Source organism: Cohnella panacarvi Gsoil 349, from assembly GCF_000515335.1.
GTDB lineage: Bacteria > Bacillota > Bacilli > Paenibacillales > Paenibacillaceae > Cohnella > Cohnella panacarvi.
On record NZ_KI911563.1, the window covers coordinates 3,256,007 to 3,272,698 of the forward strand.

The 16,692-nt window shown below is 57.6% G+C and carries 16 protein-coding genes and 1 riboswitch; of the genes, 8 read left to right on the forward strand and 8 right to left on the reverse strand.

The window, feature by feature from the left end; genetic code table 11:
• Window positions 1–220: 220 nt before the first annotated feature.
• The 6 genes from COHPA_RS0115690 to COHPA_RS0115715 all read right to left on the reverse strand — a co-directional run bounded on the left by COHPA_RS0115690 (window position 221) and on the right by COHPA_RS0115715 (window position 8,148).
• Window positions 221–1,402 (reverse strand): sugar ABC transporter permease, encoded by a 1,182-nt coding sequence (locus COHPA_RS0115690; protein WP_027087110.1) that lies wholly within the window; start codon window positions 1,400–1,402, stop codon window positions 221–223.
• Window positions 1,399–2,922: a xylose ABC transporter ATP-binding protein gene (locus COHPA_RS0115695; RefSeq protein WP_027087111.1), complete on the reverse strand. Its 1,524-nt coding sequence runs from the start codon at window positions 2,920–2,922 to the stop codon at window positions 1,399–1,401. The genes COHPA_RS0115690 and COHPA_RS0115695 overlap by 4 nt, the downstream gene beginning before the upstream one ends.
• Before the next feature lie 81 nt (window positions 2,923–3,003).
• Window positions 3,004–4,089 (reverse strand): D-xylose ABC transporter substrate-binding protein, encoded by a 1,086-nt coding sequence (gene xylF / locus COHPA_RS0115700; protein WP_027087112.1) that lies wholly within the window; start codon window positions 4,087–4,089, stop codon window positions 3,004–3,006.
• A 132-nt stretch (window positions 4,090–4,221) separates the two neighbouring features.
• A complete protein-coding gene (locus COHPA_RS0115705) occupies window positions 4,222–5,730 on the reverse strand; it encodes a response regulator (protein WP_027087113.1) in 1,509 nt (502 codons plus the stop codon).
• Window positions 5,727–7,175, reverse strand: coding sequence for a sensor histidine kinase (locus tag COHPA_RS0115710; protein WP_027087114.1), 1,449 nt, complete (start codon window positions 7,173–7,175; stop codon window positions 5,727–5,729). Before COHPA_RS0115710 ends, COHPA_RS0115705 begins: the two co-directional genes overlap by 4 nt.
• Window positions 7,168–8,148, reverse strand: coding sequence for a substrate-binding domain-containing protein (locus COHPA_RS0115715; protein WP_027087115.1), 981 nt, complete (start codon window positions 8,146–8,148; stop codon window positions 7,168–7,170). The genes COHPA_RS0115710 and COHPA_RS0115715 overlap by 8 nt, the downstream gene beginning before the upstream one ends.
• Before the next feature lie 218 nt (window positions 8,149–8,366).
• Here COHPA_RS0115715 and COHPA_RS0115720 point away from each other — a divergent pair, with 218 nt between their 5' ends.
• From COHPA_RS0115720 to COHPA_RS0115750, 7 genes are all read left to right on the forward strand, one after another.
• Entirely contained in the window at window positions 8,367–9,050 is a 684-nt protein-coding gene (locus tag COHPA_RS0115720) for a stage II sporulation protein R (protein WP_027087116.1), read from the forward strand.
• A gap of 49 nt (window positions 9,051–9,099) precedes the next feature.
• Window positions 9,100–10,161 (forward strand): L-threonylcarbamoyladenylate synthase, encoded by a 1,062-nt coding sequence (locus tag COHPA_RS0115725; protein WP_027087117.1) that lies wholly within the window; start codon window positions 9,100–9,102, stop codon window positions 10,159–10,161.
• Window positions 10,162–10,277: 116 nt separating this feature from the next.
• Complete coding sequence (locus COHPA_RS0115730) at window positions 10,278–10,838, forward strand: manganese efflux pump MntP (protein ID WP_027087118.1); 561 nt, start codon at window positions 10,278–10,280, stop codon at window positions 10,836–10,838.
• Between the two features lie 27 nt (window positions 10,839–10,865).
• A complete protein-coding gene (locus COHPA_RS0115735) occupies window positions 10,866–11,459 on the forward strand; it encodes a low molecular weight protein arginine phosphatase (RefSeq protein WP_027087119.1) in 594 nt (197 codons plus the stop codon).
• A gap of 57 nt (window positions 11,460–11,516) precedes the next feature.
• Window positions 11,517–11,600: riboswitch (ZMP/ZTP riboswitch) on the forward strand.
• A 117-nt stretch (window positions 11,601–11,717) separates the two neighbouring features.
• Entirely contained in the window at window positions 11,718–12,161 is a 444-nt protein-coding gene (gene rpiB / locus COHPA_RS0115740) for a ribose 5-phosphate isomerase B (RefSeq protein ID WP_027087120.1), read from the forward strand.
• Window positions 12,162–12,171: 10 nt separating this feature from the next.
• On the forward strand, window positions 12,172–12,789 hold the full coding sequence (locus tag COHPA_RS0115745; RefSeq protein WP_035119565.1) for a TIGR01440 family protein: 618 nt from the start codon (window positions 12,172–12,174) through the stop codon (window positions 12,787–12,789).
• Window positions 12,790–12,847: 58 nt separating this feature from the next.
• Window positions 12,848–14,095 carry a serine hydroxymethyltransferase gene (locus COHPA_RS0115750; protein ID WP_156926756.1) on the forward strand — a complete coding sequence of 416 codons (1,248 nt, stop codon included), beginning with the start codon at window positions 12,848–12,850 and terminating at the stop codon, window positions 14,093–14,095.
• Here the strand turns inward: COHPA_RS0115750 and COHPA_RS0115755 are convergent.
• On the reverse strand, window positions 14,079–14,390 hold the full coding sequence (locus tag COHPA_RS0115755; RefSeq protein ID WP_027087123.1) for a hypothetical protein: 312 nt from the start codon (window positions 14,388–14,390) through the stop codon (window positions 14,079–14,081). The two genes, COHPA_RS0115750 and COHPA_RS0115755, sit on opposite strands and share 17 nt — an antisense overlap.
• Before the next feature lie 419 nt (window positions 14,391–14,809).
• Between COHPA_RS0115755 and COHPA_RS0115760 the strand changes: the two genes are divergently transcribed.
• A complete protein-coding gene (locus tag COHPA_RS0115760) occupies window positions 14,810–15,478 on the forward strand; it encodes a PDDEXK family nuclease (RefSeq protein ID WP_027087124.1) in 669 nt (222 codons plus the stop codon).
• 348 nt (window positions 15,479–15,826) lie between these two features.
• Here the strand turns inward: COHPA_RS0115760 and COHPA_RS0115765 are convergent, their stop codons facing one another.
• The gene (locus COHPA_RS0115765) at window positions 15,827–16,684 is read right to left on the reverse strand and encodes a D-Ala-D-Ala carboxypeptidase VanY (protein ID WP_027087125.1); all 858 of its coding nucleotides are present in this window, start codon (window positions 16,682–16,684) and stop codon (window positions 15,827–15,829) included.
• Window positions 16,685–16,692: the final 8 nt, after the last annotated feature.

Here is a 16,692-nt window from a genome sequence, read left to right on the forward strand (position 1 = left end):
CGCACAGTCGGGGGATCGGCACACCGTTCCGCATCAAGCGTCGACAATGGTAACCGACTGGCAGCACGGCCTCGACGGTGCATGCCTGGGACAAACTTATGCTAGCAGAAAGCCGCAAACCGAATCTCTCCTTCGAGGGACCGGCTTGCGGCTTTTAAACATAGGGGATAACGCTATTCCGGCGGAAGAGCCGCTTTAAGTGCGTATAAGGCGATTCGGATCAAGCCGTTTTCTTCCGCTGACGGCTGTAAATATCGATGTAGACGGCGAGGATGAGGATTCCGCCCTTGACGATATATTGCCAGAACGACTCCATGTTCATGACGCTCATGCCGTTGTCGAGGCTCGCCATGACGAGCGCGCCGATGACGGCGCCGACGATCGTGCCCGAGCCGCCCATCAAGCTCGTTCCGCCGATGACGCAGGCGGCGATGGCGTCGAGCTCGCTGTTCTGGCCGGAGCTCATCGTCGCGGCGCTCAGCCGCGCGGTCGATACGAGCGCGGAGATCGCGGCGAGCGTGTTACAAAGAACGAAGACGTACAGCACGCGCCGCTTGATGTTGATGCCGGACAGCCGCGCGGCTTCCGGGTTGCCGCCGATCGCGTAGATTTGGCGGCCGAACGTCGTGTTCTTGGAGATGAACGTGAAGATCAGCGCCAGAACGACGACCATGAGGAACGGCACCGGAATCCCCTTATAGCTGTTCATCAAGTAAACGAAGCCAAGGATAAGCGCGCCGATCAGCAGCAGACGCAGCATGCTGACCGAGTTCGGCTCGACGGCGAAGCCGTAGCGGATGCGGGAGGCCCGCTTGCGAAGCGCGAGATAACCCGCGAGCAGCAGTCCCGCGCCGCCGATGATCCACCCGATAATATCGGTGGTGTATTCCTGACCGAGCGTCCTGAGCGAAGGGGATAATGGCGCAATGGTGACGCTGCCCGTCGATCCGAACAGGATGCCCCTGAACATGAGCATGCCGCCTAGCGTCACGATGAACGCCGGCACCGCCCGATAAGCGATGATCCAGCCTTGAATGAAGCCGATCGCCGCGCCGATCGCGACGGTCGCGATAATGACCGGCACCGTGTTCCAGTCGTACCAGACGTTGAGCATCGCCGCGATGCCGCCGGTCAACCCGACTAAGGAACCGACGGACAGATCGATATGGCCGGCAACGATAACGAGTACCATGCCGATGGCCAATATCGCGGTCGAAGACATCTGAAGGAACAAGTTGGACAAGTTGGTCGCCGACAGAAATCTTTCTTCCAACGAGCCGAATAACACCCAGATGATCAGCAAAGCTCCGATCATCGTATAAGCTCGGACGTCTACTTTAAACCAGTTGATCTTTCTCGTGTTCGGTGACTGTTCCAGTGATAAATCGCTGCTTGGTTTCATCGTTCTTTTCCTCCCGTAGCGGCGGCCATGATCAGCTCTTGCGTCGCTTCTTCCGCTTTGAATTCCCCGGTGCGCTTCCCTTCGGAGATGACCATGATCCGATGGCTCATCCCGAGCAGTTCCGGAAGCTCGGACGAGACCATGATGATGGATACGCCTTGCCGGAGAAGCTCGTTCATCAGGTTGTAAATTTCGTATTTCGCGCCGATGTCGATGCCGCGCGTCGGTTCGTCCACGATGAGAATTTTCGGAGCGGTGAGCAGCCATTTGCCGAGCACGACTTTCTGCTGGTTGCCTCCGCTGAGCGTCCCGACGATCGTCTCGACCGAATTCGCCTTGATCCGAAGCGACCGGATATAAGAATTCCCGTTCGCTACCTCTTGGTTATGGTTAATGAACCCGGCAGACGAGACGGACTTTAGGCTTGCGAGCGTCATGTTGCTCTTAATGTCCATCCCGAGCACGAGCCCGTATTTTTTGCGGTCCTCCGATACTAATGCCAGACCGGCTTTGATCGCCTGCTCGGTATTCTGAATGCGAACAGGCTTGCCTTCGATCTCGACCGTGCCCGTGCTGCGTCCCGGATACGAACCGAACAGGCTCATGACGAGCTCCGTGCGGCCGGCTCCCATCATTCCGGCAATGCCGAAAATTTCGCCCTTGCGTACCTCGAAGGACACGTCGTCGATCACTTTCTTGCCCGGGATATCCGGATTCATAACGGAATAATTCCGTACCTTGAGCACGACATCGCCCGGCATCGCCTCGATGCGCGGGAACCGCTCCTTGAGCTCGCGGCCGACCATCATGGAGATGATCTGATCCTCGGTCACTTCGTTCGTCCGGTACGTTCCGACCGTCATGCCGTCGCGAAGCACCGTAATCGAGTCCGCGATGTCGAACACTTCGTTCAGCTTGTGCGAGATATAGATGCAAGTAACGCCGCGTTCCTTGAACTCGCGCAGAATGCCGAGCAGGATGTCCACTTCCTGCTCCGTCAGCGCGGCGGTCGGTTCGTCCAATATCAGTATCTTCGCGTTCTTCGCCAGCGCCTTGGCGATTTCCACCTGCTGCTGCTTGCCGATGCCGAGGCTTCCCGTCAGCTGCTCCGCGTTCACGTCCGAGAGGCCGACTTCCTTAAGCCATCTCTCGCTTTCTTTATATAACCGCTCCCAATCGAGAATGCCGAACTTGCTAGGCTCTTGGCCCAGGAACAGATTCTCTCCGATCGACAGGTTCTTCGCCAGCGCCAGCTCCTGATAAATAATCGCGATGCCGGCTTCTTCCGCTTCCTTGATCCGGTGAAAATGCTTCGTTTGCCCGTCGATCAATATTTCGCCGTCGAACGTTCCCGCCGGGTAAAGGCCGCTAAGCACCTTCATCAAAGTCGACTTGCCCGCTCCGTTCTCCCCGCACAACGCGTGAACCTCGCCTTTGCGCACGGTGAACGTGACGTCGTTCAGCGCCTTGACGCCCGGGAACTCCTTCGTGATGTTCCTCATCTCTAACGCGGCCGTCATCTACCTCACCTCTCGATGGCGAAAAGGGGAAGCGGCGTGAAATTGGGATTTCACTCGCTTCCCCGCGTCGCTCCATCATGCTTATTTTACGTTTTTGTATACGTCGTCCTTCGAGTGGAAGCCGTCGGCGATAACCGTGGCATCGATGTTCGATTTGTCGACCGCGATCGGATCGAGCAGCACGGAAGGTACGTCGATTTTGCCGTTGTTGATTTTCTTGTCGGCGCCGACGTCTTCACCCTTAGCCAATTTGACCGCGAGATCGGCGGCTTTCTCGGCCAGCGCTTTGATCGGCTTGTAAACCGTCATCGTCTGCGTGCCTTCTACGATGCGTTGGGCTGCAGCCAGCTCGGCGTCTTGGCCGGATACCGGGATTTTGCCTTGCATGCCTTGCGCCGTAAGCGCTTGGATGACGCCGCCGGCCGTGCCGTCGTTCGCCGCGACGACCGCGTCGATCTTGTTGCTGTTGGCGGTCAACGCGTTCTCCATGTTGGCCAGCGCGTTCGAAGGGTTCCAATCTTTCGTGAATTGATCGTATACGACTTGGATGTCGCCTTTATCGATGAGCGGTTGAAGGATGTTGAACGCGCCTTGTTTGAACAGGTGGGCGTTGTTGTCCGTCTCGGAGCCGCCGATGTAGACGTATTTGCCTTTCGGTACGAGCTTGGTGATCGCTTCCGCTTGCATCTCGCCGACTCTTTCGTTGTCGAAGGAGACGTATAGGTCGAGATCGGAGTTCTTGATCAAGCGGTCGTAAGCAAGTACTTTAATGCCGGCTGCGTGAGCTTTCTCGACGATCGCGGCCGTTGCTTCCGCGTTGTGCGGAATGACGACGAGGACGTCGACGCCTTGGCTGATCAAGCTTTCCGCTTGGGCGATTTGCTTCGCGTCGTCGCTGTTCGCCGCCTGTACGATGACTTCCGCGCCTTGCGCTTCAGCCGCCGCCTTGAACAGGTCGCGGTCTTTCTGCCAGCGTTCTTCCTGAAGGGTGTCCATCGAGAATCCGATTTTGATTTTCGCGTCGCCCGAGGAGCCGCTTGTCGTTGCTTTCGAGCCCGTATCGCCCGATGCGTTGTCGTTGTTGTTATTGCTGCCGCAGGCGGAAACGATGAAGACTAACACGAGAATGAGTGCGAAAACCCCGCTTTTCGTAAATCTTTTGTTCATCTTTTTCTCTCCCTTAACAAAATGTAAATGCTTACATTTGAAATTTAACACGAATGAGGAAGCGTAGGAGAGAGGGGAGCGTCTGTATTCTTTTGCGATCTTCTGCAATTTTTTAAGCGCTGCCGGATTTCGCTAACCTTTGCTCCCGAGAAGCGCCTTGCGGTATTCCGTCGGGGACATGCCGCAGCTTTTCTTGAACACTTTGCTGAAGTAATTCGGATCGTTATAGCCGACCTCGAACGTAATCTCCTTCAAGCTTCGCTCCGGGTTGCCCATCAGCGACTTCGCTTTATCGATCCGGCATTCGGTCAAGAAATCGATGTAGTTGATCCCGAGCTGCTCTTTGAACATTTTGCTGATATAGAAGGGGTTCAAATCTACCTGCCTCGCGATCGTCTCGAGGGAGATCTCTTCGCTGGAGTGGGCGACGATATACTGCTTGATCCGCTGGACGACGTCCGGCTCCATGCGGTCTTGCCGAGCGGCGATCGCGTTCATCAGATGGTCCAGCAGGCGGTCCGTCTCCGTTCTAAGCTGAGGGTAATCTGGGCATTGGTAAGCAAAAAGAGGGTTATCCGCTTCGACGCCCATCTCGAGCAGCACCCTGGAGATGAGCCACAACGCGTTCAGCGCCCTTTGCTGAGCCTCGACCAGGCTAAGACCGGCATCTTCGCCGCGCTGGATGAGCGACATCAACGAATGCCTAACCTCCGGCCACCGGCCGAGCCTGATCCGGTCGAGAAACTGCCTCTCGAGCTGTTGCTCCTGATAGTCGTTGCGGCGATCGTTCCAGGAAGGAAGCTCCGAGTAGAATCGGAATTTGACCGGCTGCGACATGTCCGCGGAAGCGATGAGCGCTTCTTGGTAGGAGAACCGGATCTGATCGAGCGTCCCGTAAGGATTGCCGATGCCGATAAAGCAGTCGCTGCCTCTCTGCTGCAGCGAGAGAAGCTGCTGCGCCAGAGAAGAGGCTTGAGCCCGATAGGACTTGCCGGCTTCGCGGAAGACGATGAGCGGGATTTGCCGGCCGGACATCGCGCCGATCCATCCGCTGCCGAGCGTGCGCAGCTTCTCCTTAACCGCGCCGTAGATGTGCTCCGCCGGTTGAGCCCGCGACAGGGTAAGCAGCATCACGAACGCCTCCCGCGTCGTATCGCCGCCCAGCATGCCCAGCATCTCGTCCAGATGAACCTCATGCACGCGATCGAACAGCAACTGCGTCACGACGTCGGCTTCAAGGACGCTCAGCAGCGCGTCCTTCTCGCTGCGCTCGGCGACGATGCGATGGATGACGTTGCCGACCGACTCGATGATTTCGCTCGCGCGGCTCGGCTTCAGCAGGAAATCCTCCACGCCGAGCTTCAGAGCCTTCCTCGCGTAATCGAACATTTCGTAAGCCGTAACGATAATAAACCGCATGTCCGGATAGTCCTCGCGGATTCGTTCCACCGCTTCGAGCCCGCTTATTCCCGGCATTTTGATATCCATCAGAATCAGGTCCGGCTTGAACTCGGGAACGGCTTCTATCGCTTTCATGCCGTTCTTCGCTTGCCGAATGTCCGCGTCCGGAAACCCGCTTCGCAATATCGCTTCCAATCCGTCTCTCTCGATCTGCTCGTCGTCGACGATCAACAGCTTCATGCCGATTCTCCTTTCTCGATTGCAGCAGGCAGCCGCATAATCACCTTCGTGCCCTGACCGGGAATGCTGATCACGTCAATGACGTCATCCCTTCCGTAGAAGAGCCTCAACCGGCGGACGACGTTGCTGAAACCGATGCCCGTCGAGTGGCCTTGCCCGGGATCGCCGCCGCCGTCGAACAGCTGGCGGATGGTCTCCTCCGGCATGCCTCCTCCGTCGTCTTCGATTTCTACCGCCACGAATTCCCCGCCGTCGTAGACGCGGAACGTAATCGTGCCTCCGTCCTCGAGAGGCTCGATCCCGTGGATCACGGCGTTCTCGATAATCGGCTGAAGCGTTAGGCTCGGCAACGGGACGTGGAGGCAGTCTTCGTCCACTTCCAGCACGAACCGGAGCCGGTCGGGGAATCTCGCTCTCTGGATTTCGATGTACTTGAGGAGCACGTCCCGCTCGTCGCGGAGCGTAACCGCGCGGTCCAGATGCCGCAGGTTATAACGCAGGAGACCGGCTACGCTCACGATCAGGTCGCTCGTCTGCCGGGAGCCTTCCAGGAAAGCTTTCTTCGACAGCGTATCCAGCGTGTTGAACAGGAAATGCGGATTAATCTGGCTTTGCAAGCTGCGGAGCTGGCTTTCCTTCAGATGCAGCCGGTTCTCCTGCAGCTCGATTTCCAGTTGGGCCGTATGCTGGATTTCGGAGATCAGATTGTTAATGTCTATGCGCATCCGGTCGAAGGTTTTAGCCAGGAACGCGATCTCGTCGTTGGACTGGACGTCGATCTTCAGGTCGAACCGCCCCCTAGACAGCTCCCTGGCGGCGAAAATCAGCTTCTGGATCGGACGCGTCATGCCGAGCGAGAACCAATACGCGAAGAGCAGCAACAGGACGGTGATCAGCCCGAGAATGAGGAAGCCGAGCTTCTTCAGCGCATCGGACTGCTTGATAATGCCGCGGTAGAAGTCGTCGTACGTCTTCAATTCCTTGTCGATCAGCGTGAGCGTCGTCTCGGCGATATATTGGGAGATGCGCGTGGCGTCCGAGAAGCGGATCGTGGCGGCTTCGTTGTTCTTCTGGCCGAAAAACATCAGGGAGAGCTCGGTGGCGTCGAGCAAGCTGTCGATCATGTTCATATAGTTGGCGAGCGTGAATTCGTTGTCTTTGTTCTTGAGCTCCGCGACGAGCCGTTTGGCTTGAAGGAGCTGAGCTTTGCTCGTATCGAGGTCATGGAGCAGCGAGTTGGAGGGGGCGAGCAAATAGTTGTTCAGCGCGGTTACCGTATGCTGGCTGAGTCCGGTAACCTCGTTCATTCTCAAGTAGCGCTGAAGGATGCGGTTGTAGCGCTCTTGGGTTTGCTGATTGTAGTAAGTCAGCAGCCCCCAGATGAACGTCATGCTGAATAGGACGATCGCGGACAACAGCAATATTTTCTTCTGAATGCTATTCATCGGCAGACCCCGCTTTCAGCACCCGAATATCCGTATAATAGCCGTCGGAATTGAGCGGAAGCAGCTCGCCCTTCAGCCAGCGCACCATCAGATCGACGCTTTCCTGGCCCATCGCTTCGGGAGACTGGGCGATCAGGGCGTCGATCTTGCCTTGATTCAGCAAAGTTAAAGCTTCCGGGTTATCGTCGAACGAGTAGATGTAGTAGGGCTCCACCTTCGAACGTCTGCCCAGCTCTTGAATGACAGCGCTTACGTTGCTGCCCGTCGTCGTGATGAACGCTTCGATGTCGGGTTGCTGGTTCATGTACTGGCTAGTTGCCTGAACGATCTGTTCCCTTGTCGTTCCCGTCGCGACGATCTCCATCCGAATATTCGGGTAGCCGCCGAGCGCGTCGATGATGCCGTTCAATCGGGAGCGCTGGAACTCCTCCTGCCGGTCCGCGGCCATCAAGACGACTTTGCCCGAGAAGCCCATGTCGGACAGCAGTTGGCGGGCGATCATCTGTCCCGCTTCGTAGTGGTTCGAGCCGACGTAGGTTTTGCGCAGGCTTTCGTTCATCGGCACGTCGTTCGCCACCGTAATGACGGGGATGCCGCTTTCCGTCGCCCGGTACATCGTCAGCTCCTTGAACTCGAGCGTATCCAGTCCTTGCACGATAATGCCGTCCACCTTGGAGGCGATCGCGATATCCAAGTTCTTCATGAATTCGTCTTCGTTCCGGTTGTAGCTTTCCCACGCCTCCAAGCTGACGCCGTTGCGCTTCGCCGAAGCGAGCGCTCCGTCCTTGACCTGGTTCCAGAACGGCGTATCGCGCTCCCTCGTGATGAGGACGAACCGGTAGCCGCCGTCCGGATCGCTCGGCTCTCCCGGCCCGACAAGCCCGGCGTTCAATACTTTGATCGTATAGAAAACGGTGAAATACAAGATGACGGCGCATCCGATCGATAGCAGATAGATATACCATTTACGCAAGCATTATCCCCCCGGTTCTCCGGCAGCACGCAATAGTCGAACGGCGTTCAACCCAAATTATGGGGCATAGAGTCTATTGCGACAAGTAGAATTCGAACTTCGAGATTCGCGGATGGCGAATGCTAGGTTTATCGTTTGCGAACCCCGGACATACTGTGGATATGACGTTCCGGAACGCATAGATCGGCGCCGACGGGTGCCCGGGGAGAGATCAATCTATGCGCGTTCAATATCATTCGCTATCATCCAAATCTATTATTATCGTTAAAGCCATTATTCTCGGTTTTGTATTGTCTATCGGTTTATGCGCCGCTTTCGGGCGTTTCGCGTCTGCCCAAGTGTCAGTGACCATACCCGAAGACGCGATTCGGATTCGGATTATCGCGAGCTCCGACAGCGGCTTCGATCAAGCCGTTAAGCAAGACGTGCGCGAGAGGGTATCCCGGGCGATCGGCGCGTGGGGAGAGATGCCGGCTACGCACGACGCGGCGCAAAGCTTTATCCGCCGGCATATGAAACAGCTGCAGAAGCTGGTGAACGCCGAGCTTAAGGAGCATGATGTCGACTATAAAGGCGTAGTAGAGTTGGCCGACGTTCCTTTCCCGGAAAAATCGTTCGAGGGGACGAGCTATCCGGCCGGCGAATACGAAGCGCTTCGCATTACGCTCGGCGACGGTGAAGGGTCCAACTGGTGGTGCGTGCTGTTTCCTCCGATGTGCCTGACGGCCGCAACGGCGGAAGATCCGGACTCGGACGCTAAAGTTGCGCCTGCAAGCCTCAAGTCGGGGGTTGCGAGCGTTAAGATAGGCGATGAAGGGGAGCAAGATAAGCCGAAGCCGATGTTCTTCCTCGTCCTGCTTCTTCAGAAGCTGTTCGTGTTCATCGCGGGACTGTTCTCCTGATGTGCTATAATAACGGGACAAGGACAGTCGACAAGGATGGAAAACAAGCATGAATACGAAATATTGGTCCGCAGACGAAGCGCTGGCGGATCTGAATGAAGCCGCCGCGGCGCTCGCCGCAGGCGGCATCGTCGCGTTTCCGACCGAGACGGTGTACGGCCTCGGCGGAGATGCGGGCAACACGGAAGCGGTTCGGCGGATATTCGCCGCGAAGGGGCGGCCGTCCGACAATCCGCTGATCGTGCATGTGGAGGACGCTTCGGCGGCCCTTCGGCTGGCGAAGCAGGTAAGCGACGTCGAACGTCGGCTTATGGAGACGTTCTGGCCGGGGCCGCTGACGCTCGTGCTTCCCGTTCGCGAAGGCGCCGTATCGCCGCTCGTGACCGCGGGGCTCGATACGGTAGCGGTGCGCGTGCCCGCGCACGAGACCGCGCGCCGTTTGATCGCGGCGTCGGGCCGACCGATCGCCGCGCCGAGCGCGAACCGTTCGGGGAGGCCGAGCCCGACGCTTGCCGCGCATGTGCGCGAGGACTTGGACGGTCGGATCGACGGCCTGCTCGACGGCGGCCCGACCGGCGTCGGATTGGAATCGACGGTCGTGCAAGCGGCGGGCGATCGAATCCATATCCTTAGACCGGGCGGCGTAACCCGCGAGATGCTGCAGCAAGCGGTGGGCGAGCGAGTATCGGTCTTCGGCTCCGATAGCGGGACCGGCGAAGCCGCCGCTCCGCAGGAGCATGCGCCGAGGTCGCCCGGCGTCAAATACGCGCACTACGCGCCTAAAGGCGAACTCCTGCTCGTTGCCGGGAATCCGGCGGCAATGATCGCCGCCGTTCAAGCGCAGGTAACGGAGGCGAAGGCGCGAGGCTTGCGCGTCGGCGTGCTCGCAAGCTCCGAGCATGCGCCGCGCTACGAGGCGGACGCGGTGCTCGACTGCGGCTCCCGGAGCGAGCCGGAGCTTGCCGCGCAATCGCTCTACGCGCTGCTGCGCGAATGCGACGATCGCGGATTGGACTTCATCGTCGCGGAAGGCTACGAAGAACGCGGCATCGGGGCCGCGCTGATGAATCGCTTGCGCAAAGCCGCCGGCGGACGCGTTCTTCACGTGTAGATCGTCGGCGAGCTGCTCTTGTCCCCCACTCAAAACGCATGATCCCCAACTCGTCCGCATATAACGGGTATATGGAGATGCGGCGGGATTCCGCGCTACGAGGGGAGGGACAAGCAATGACGGACTGGTCCATCGCGGCCGGGCAAATGCTGACGATCCTCGTCATGGCGGTGGCGCTGGGCATGGATGCTTTTTCTCTGGGCATCGGCATCGGTCTGAAGGGCATACGGCGTCGCGACGTGGCTAGACTAAGCACGATCATCGCCCTGTTCCACGTCGTCATGCCGCTTGGAGGCATGCTGATGGGGCAATACGTGAGCACTTTGCTCGGAGGCATCGCGACTTCGGCGGCGGGAGCGCTGCTGCTGCTGCTGGGCGGGCATATGGTGTACAGCTCGCTGCGCGGGGAATCGGTAGACTCGATCGATCACCGAACCGTCTGGGGGATGCTCGTATTTTCGTTCAGCGTAAGCATTGATTCCTTTTCCGTAGGGGTATCGCTCGGCATGTTCTCGTCGCACCTATTCGTCACCGTGATGCTGTTCGGGCTGACCGGAGGGCTGATGAGCGTGATGGGGCTGATGCTGGGACGGCACGTCAGCCGCTCGCTCGGAGGATATGGCGAGGCGCTCGGCGGTGTTATTTTGTTCGGATTTGGATTATTATTTCTGATATAGAGACATCATGACCGAAGGGGTGAGCGTATGCTCCGAATTTTGATCGTATGTACGGGGAATACGTGCCGCAGCCCGATGGCGCACGCGATGCTGGCGGATTTGGCGGCGCGCGCGGGCAAGAAAGTCCAAGTGCGCTCCGCGGGGGTGTCCACGATGAACGGCTTGCCGGCATCTCCCCATGCCGTTACGGCGCTTCGCAAGCGCAACTTGGAAGCCCCCGGAGCATCGACCGCCTTGACGGCGAACGAAGTAGACTGGTCGGATTTGATATTAACGTTGTCGACGAGCCATAAGCGGGCGATCGTCCAGGCGTATCCGGAAGCGATCGGCAAGACGCACACGCTTAAGGAATACGCGCTGAAGGACGATTCCGTCATGGACGACGTCGCGGAAGCGGAAAGCCTGTACACGGAGTGGCAGATGCGCCAAGCGCTCGGCCAGCAATTGTCCGAGGAGGAGCAGGCGCGGCTGTTCGAGCTGCAGCGGCGAATTCCGAATTTCGACATCGCGGACCCGTTCGGCGGCTCGCTCGCGCTGTACGAGCAATGCGCGGACGAGATCGAGGATGCGCTCCTGAGCATCGTCGAGAGGTTGGATGCGGTCGATTCGAAGAGCGAATAGGCGCGAAGGGTGATTGATTTTTTCGCTCCCGTTCGGTATGATGAAAGCACAACTTCAAGGTTCCGATGTAACTGGCGACGCGTAGTGGGTAGAACCACGGTGGAGCATCGGAATGGCCGGCCGGTCGCCTGGGCGAAGAGCAGCGTGCGTGTGCACGTTTGCTCTTTTTTGTCTTCATACGGCTTTGGTGATGTCGAATTCTGTTTGGCTGGAAGCAATTCGAGTATAATAGCTACGTATACAAGGGAGGTCATGAGGATGAAAATCGCGATTGGGGCAGACCACGCGGGTTATCGGTTAAAAGACGAAATCGTTCCCGTCCTGAAGGCCATGGGCCACGAAATCATCGACGTCGGCTGCGATTGCAGCGATTCCGTGGATTACCCGGATTACGCGCTGCCGGTATGCGACAAAGTCGTCGGCGGCGAAGCGGAGCGAGGAATTCTCATATGCGGCACGGGCATCGGGATGTCGATCGCCGCGAACAAGACGCACGGCATTCGCTGCGCGCTCGTGCACGATATGTTCTCGGCCAAAGCGACCAGAGAGCATAACGATACGAACGTCCTGGCGATGGGCGAGCGCGTCATCGGTCCGGGGCTTGCGGCGGAGATCGTCAAGATTTGGCTGGAGACGCCGTTCACCGGCGGTGAACGCCACCAGAACCGCATCAATAAAGTGATGGCGCTGGAAACGAAGTAAGCTGCATCGAATGGAGGTTTCGCGGGTGACTCTTGATGCTCGGAACACGATTGCGGAACAAGTAGAACAAGTCGTAAGCGAGCTCGCGCAAGCCGCGGCTTTGCGTCCGGGCCACATCGTCGTCTTCGGCGTCAGCACGAGCGAGGTGCAAGGGGCGCGAATCGGCACTTCGGGCACCGAATCGGTTGCCGCGCAAATTTACGAGGGCGTCGAGAGGGTGCGGAGCCGAATCGGTTTTCACGCGGTATGGCAATGCTGCGAGCATCTGAACCGGGCGCTCGTGACCGATCGCGGGTTGGCCGAAGCGCGAGGCTGGACCGAAGTGTCCGCCGTTCCGGTACCGAAGGCCGGGGGATCGATGGCGTCGTTCGCTTACCGTAAGCACGCCGACCCGTGCCTCGTGGAAGCCGTGCAAGCGCACGCCGGAGTCGACATCGGCGAGACGATGATCGGCATGCACCTGCGCCGCGTAGCCGTGCCCGTGCGTCCGACGATCCGCTGGATCGGACAGGCGAGAGTCGCGATGGCGACGACGCGCCCGATGCTGATCGGCGGCGCCCGCGCCGTCTATTCGCTGGACGCGGATGCGGCGGCGGGAACTCCTTCGCGGTCGAACACATGCGATTAATGCAACACCCTATAGAACTTGGAACATGAACTTATCCATTAGGAGGCTTATCACCATGTTGGAGAATCTTAACAAGCAAGATCCCGAAATCGTCAAAGCGCTGAACCTCGAGCTTAAGCGCCAACGCGACAACATCGAACTGATCGCGTCGGAGAATATCGTCAGCGAAGCCGTTCTTGAGACGATGGGCACCGTTCTGACGAACAAGTACGCGGAAGGCTATCCGGGCAAACGTTACTACGGCGGATGCGAATACGTCGATATCCCGGAAGAAATCGCCCGCAACCGCGCGAAAGAACTGTTCGGCGCGGAGCACGCGAACGTGCAGCCTCACTCCGGCGCTCAAGCGAACCTTGCGGTTTACTTGGCCGTACTTAAGCCGGGCGACACGGTTCTCGGCATGAACCTCGCGCACGGCGGTCACTTGACGCACGGCAACCCGGCGAACGCTTCCGGCTTGCTTTACAACTTCGTCGCGTACGGCGTTGACGAAGAGACGTTCACGATCGACTACGAAGAAGTACGCAAAGCGGCGTTCAAGCACCGTCCGCGCCTGATCGTTGCCGGCGCTTCCGCTTACCCCCGCACGATCGATTTCGAAAAAATGGGCAAAATCGCCAACGACGTAGGCGCGCTGTTCATGGTGGATATGGCGCATATCGCGGGCCTTGTCGCAGGCGGCCAGCATCAGAGCCCGGTACCGCATGCTCACTTCGTGACGACGACGACGCACAAGACGCTTCGCGGTCCTCGCGGCGGCATGATCCTGTGCCGGCAGCCTTGGGCAGCGGCCATCGATAAAGCCGTATTTCCGGGCACGCAAGGCGGTCCGCTCATGCACATCATCGCTGCTAAAGCCGTCGCGCTCGGCGAAGCGCTGCAGCCTTCGTTCAAAGACTATGCGAAGAACGTCGTCGTCAACGCCAAAGCGCTGGCCGACGCGCTGATCGCGGAGGGCTTGCACCTCGTATCCGGCGGCACGGACAACCACTTGATGCTGATCGATACGCGGAACCTGAACATAACGGGCAAAGAAGCCGAGCACGTGCTCGACTCCGTCGCGATCACGGTCAACAAGAACGCGATTCCTTTCGACCCGACGAGCCCGTTCATCACGAGCGGCATCCGCGTAGGCACGCCTGCCATTACGACGCGCGGCATGGGACCTGAAGCGATGAAGACGATCGCGAAAGTGATCGCCCTCACGCTCAAGAACCCGAAAGACGCGGCAACGCTCGAGAAAGCCCGCGGCATGGTCGCCGACCTTACGGCTCAATACCCGCTGTACCCTAACTTGGCGTACTGATGAACAAAGCTGGCATCGATGACGAATCGATGCCAGCTTTTTTGTCGCAGTTCGCGACAATCTCGAACCAATCGCGCCGCTCCCGCGCCACATTGTCGCAGTTCGCGACAATCTCGAACCAATCGCGCCGCTCCCGCGCCACATTGTCGCAGTTCGCGACAATCTCGGACCAATCGCGCCGCTCCCGCGCCACATTGTCGCAGTTCGCGACAATTTCGAACCAATCGCGCCGCTCCCGCGCCACATTGTCGCAGTTCGCGACAATCTCGAACCAATCGCGCCGCTCCCGCGCCACATTGTCGCAGTTCGCGACAATCTCGGGCGGACCTCGCCTTGGTAACCCCCTTGCGCCGCAATAACAACCAATCGATAGTTATTTCCTCGCACACCATCAATCGCGCCGCAATAACAACCAATCGATAGTTATTTTCCAGTATTCTGCGGTAATTTGCACCAGGTGGGGAAAATAGCTGCTTATGGTTGTTATTCTCGCCGAAGTAACCAGTAACACACGAAATAACTGCGAATGGTTGCTAATCTCTCGTCGAAGAAACTTGTAACGCTCGAATAAACTGTAAATAGTTGTTATTCCGCTTTGCGAGCGCTATAATAGCCGCAAGAGACGAAGAACGTCCCGACCCATTCACTTCGAATGGATTGGGACGTTTTTGCGTTGTTGGAGGATGTACGCATAACGATCGGAGGGGAAGATCATTGAGTTTCGAACAGGCGCATCAACAGTTCATTCAGTATCATTTGAGTCGCAGAAGAGGTGAACGCAAAGGAAGGCTGGAGCGGGGACATGGGCACGGGGAGAAAAGTTTTGCGGAGAAAATATGGTGGTTGCTGAAAGGTAACTTCGATAGGCTCCATCCGGAGTATGAGTTGCTTGACTGGAGAGGCAAGCCTTACTTCGCCGACTTTGTATACTTCTCGCTAGCCGGCATTCTTAAGCTTATCATCGAAATCAAAGGGTTCGGGCCGCACGTTCAGGAAATGGATCGCCAAGGTTATCGCAAGGAATGCGAGAGGGAGTTGTTTTTCGAGGGGGTGGGCTACCGTGTGGTGTCCATCGCTTATGACGACATACGAGATCAGCCCGAGCTAATCGTCGCCATGCTGCGTATGCTGCTCAGTCAATACGAATCGGAACCGGCAATGACGCCGAAGTTGACGTTCGCGGAGAACGAGATTGTTCGGAGCGCGCTTACCATTGCTCGCCCCATACGTCCGTTGGATTTACAGCAGCTCCTTGGAATGACGCATCGGCGTGCAGTGCGGGAACTGACCGCATTATGCGGATCCGGCTGGTTTCGTCCAGTTACCGGTAAAGACGGGAAGCGGGTCGTTCGTTACGAGCTCATTCGAAAGCCGTTTATGTGATCGCGGTGGTTAATAACAACCAAGCGGCATTTATTTTATCGAATACTGCCTCTCGCGCCGAAATAACAACAATTCGATTATTATTTTCCTAAAATACAGTTGGAATTCGCGCTAATAAGGAAAATACCTGCGAATCGTTGTTATTGTCGGCGAAGTAGCGGATGATGCCCGAAATACCTACGAATCGTTGTTATTGTCGGCGAAGTAGCGGATGATGCCCGAAATACCTGCGAATCGTTGTTATTGTCGGCGAAGTAGCGGATGATGCCCTAAATACCTGCGAATCGTTGTTATTTCGTGCTCCGCCAACCCCGCCAACCCCGCCAACCCCGCCAACCCCACCTACCCTCAAACCCGCACGGTCACGATGACCCCGTCCATATTGTTGCCGGACACCTCGTATTCGCTGCCTGCGGGCAATTGAACCGTGGTCTCGCGGGCAACCGGCTTATACATCACCTTGTAACTTTCGCCGCCTACGTTCACCGATATCGACTTTTGCTTGCGGAGAAAGTCCAGATACTCCTCCAGCGCCATATTCTTCTCCTGCATGATCCGGCTGTGCGGAAGCCCGACATAGCGAAAATGCCACGGCTCGTACTGTATGCCCGTTATCTTCGTTTTGTTCTTCGGATATCGCAGAATGAACCCGTAATCGGACGCGTTGTCCTTCAGCCACTTCCCTTCCGGAGCCTCGTTCATCGGAGCGAGAGACGAACCGATATCGAGGGAGAGGCCTAGATTGTGTTCGCTATGGCCTGCCGGCAGCGCATAATCGCTTCCTTTCTCTTCGTACAGCTTGTTCTGTTCGGTACGATCGCGATAGCCGCTGCTGATGAGGAAATGGTCGACGCCGTCCTTCGCAGCTCCGGCAACCATGTCCGAGAAGCGTTGTACGAGGTCGGTCGGCAGCCGGATTTGATCGTTAAGCAGCCCGAACCCGTCAAGCAGCTCCCGGTGCTCGTATAGGTTTACGATATCGGACGCCGTGCTGCCTTTATGAAGGGGATACGTTTTATTGACGAGAATCAAATTCCCTTTATAAATTTGATCTTTGCTTATTTGTATCGTCTTGGTCGAGCCCTGACTGACGCCAACAACGCCGCCGGTTCCGAGGTGGTTGATCGAGACTTCCCGGTCCTGTCGGAACAAACCGCAACCCGCGAGCAAACCGATCGCCAGCAACAGTAATAAACCCCGATTCATGTCGCTCA

Coding starts and splice junctions, on each gene's coding strand:
- COHPA_RS0115690 (WP_027087110.1), bottom strand. CDS start 1,402: ATGAAACCAAGCAGCGATTTATCACTGGAACAGTCACCGAACACGAGA.
- COHPA_RS0115695 (WP_027087111.1), bottom strand. CDS start 2,922: ATGACGGCCGCGTTAGAGATGAGGAACATCACGAAGGAGTTCCCGGGC.
- xylF (WP_027087112.1), bottom strand. CDS start 4,089: ATGAACAAAAGATTTACGAAAAGCGGGGTTTTCGCACTCATTCTCGTG.
- COHPA_RS0115705 (WP_027087113.1), bottom strand. CDS start 5,730: ATGAAGCTGTTGATCGTCGACGACGAGCAGATCGAGAGAGACGGATTG.
- COHPA_RS0115710 (WP_027087114.1), bottom strand. CDS start 7,175: ATGAATAGCATTCAGAAGAAAATATTGCTGTTGTCCGCGATCGTCCTA.
- COHPA_RS0115720 (WP_027087116.1), top strand. CDS start 8,367: ATGCGCGTTCAATATCATTCGCTATCATCCAAATCTATTATTATCGTT.
- COHPA_RS0115725 (WP_027087117.1), top strand. CDS start 9,100: ATGAATACGAAATATTGGTCCGCAGACGAAGCGCTGGCGGATCTGAAT.
- COHPA_RS0115730 (WP_027087118.1), top strand. CDS start 10,278: ATGACGGACTGGTCCATCGCGGCCGGGCAAATGCTGACGATCCTCGTC.
- COHPA_RS0115735 (WP_027087119.1), top strand. CDS start 10,866: ATGCTCCGAATTTTGATCGTATGTACGGGGAATACGTGCCGCAGCCCG.
- rpiB (WP_027087120.1), top strand. CDS start 11,718: ATGAAAATCGCGATTGGGGCAGACCACGCGGGTTATCGGTTAAAAGAC.
- COHPA_RS0115745 (WP_035119565.1), top strand. CDS start 12,172: ATGGAGGTTTCGCGGGTGACTCTTGATGCTCGGAACACGATTGCGGAA.
- COHPA_RS0115765 (WP_027087125.1), bottom strand. CDS start 16,684: ATGAATCGGGGTTTATTACTGTTGCTGGCGATCGGTTTGCTCGCGGGT.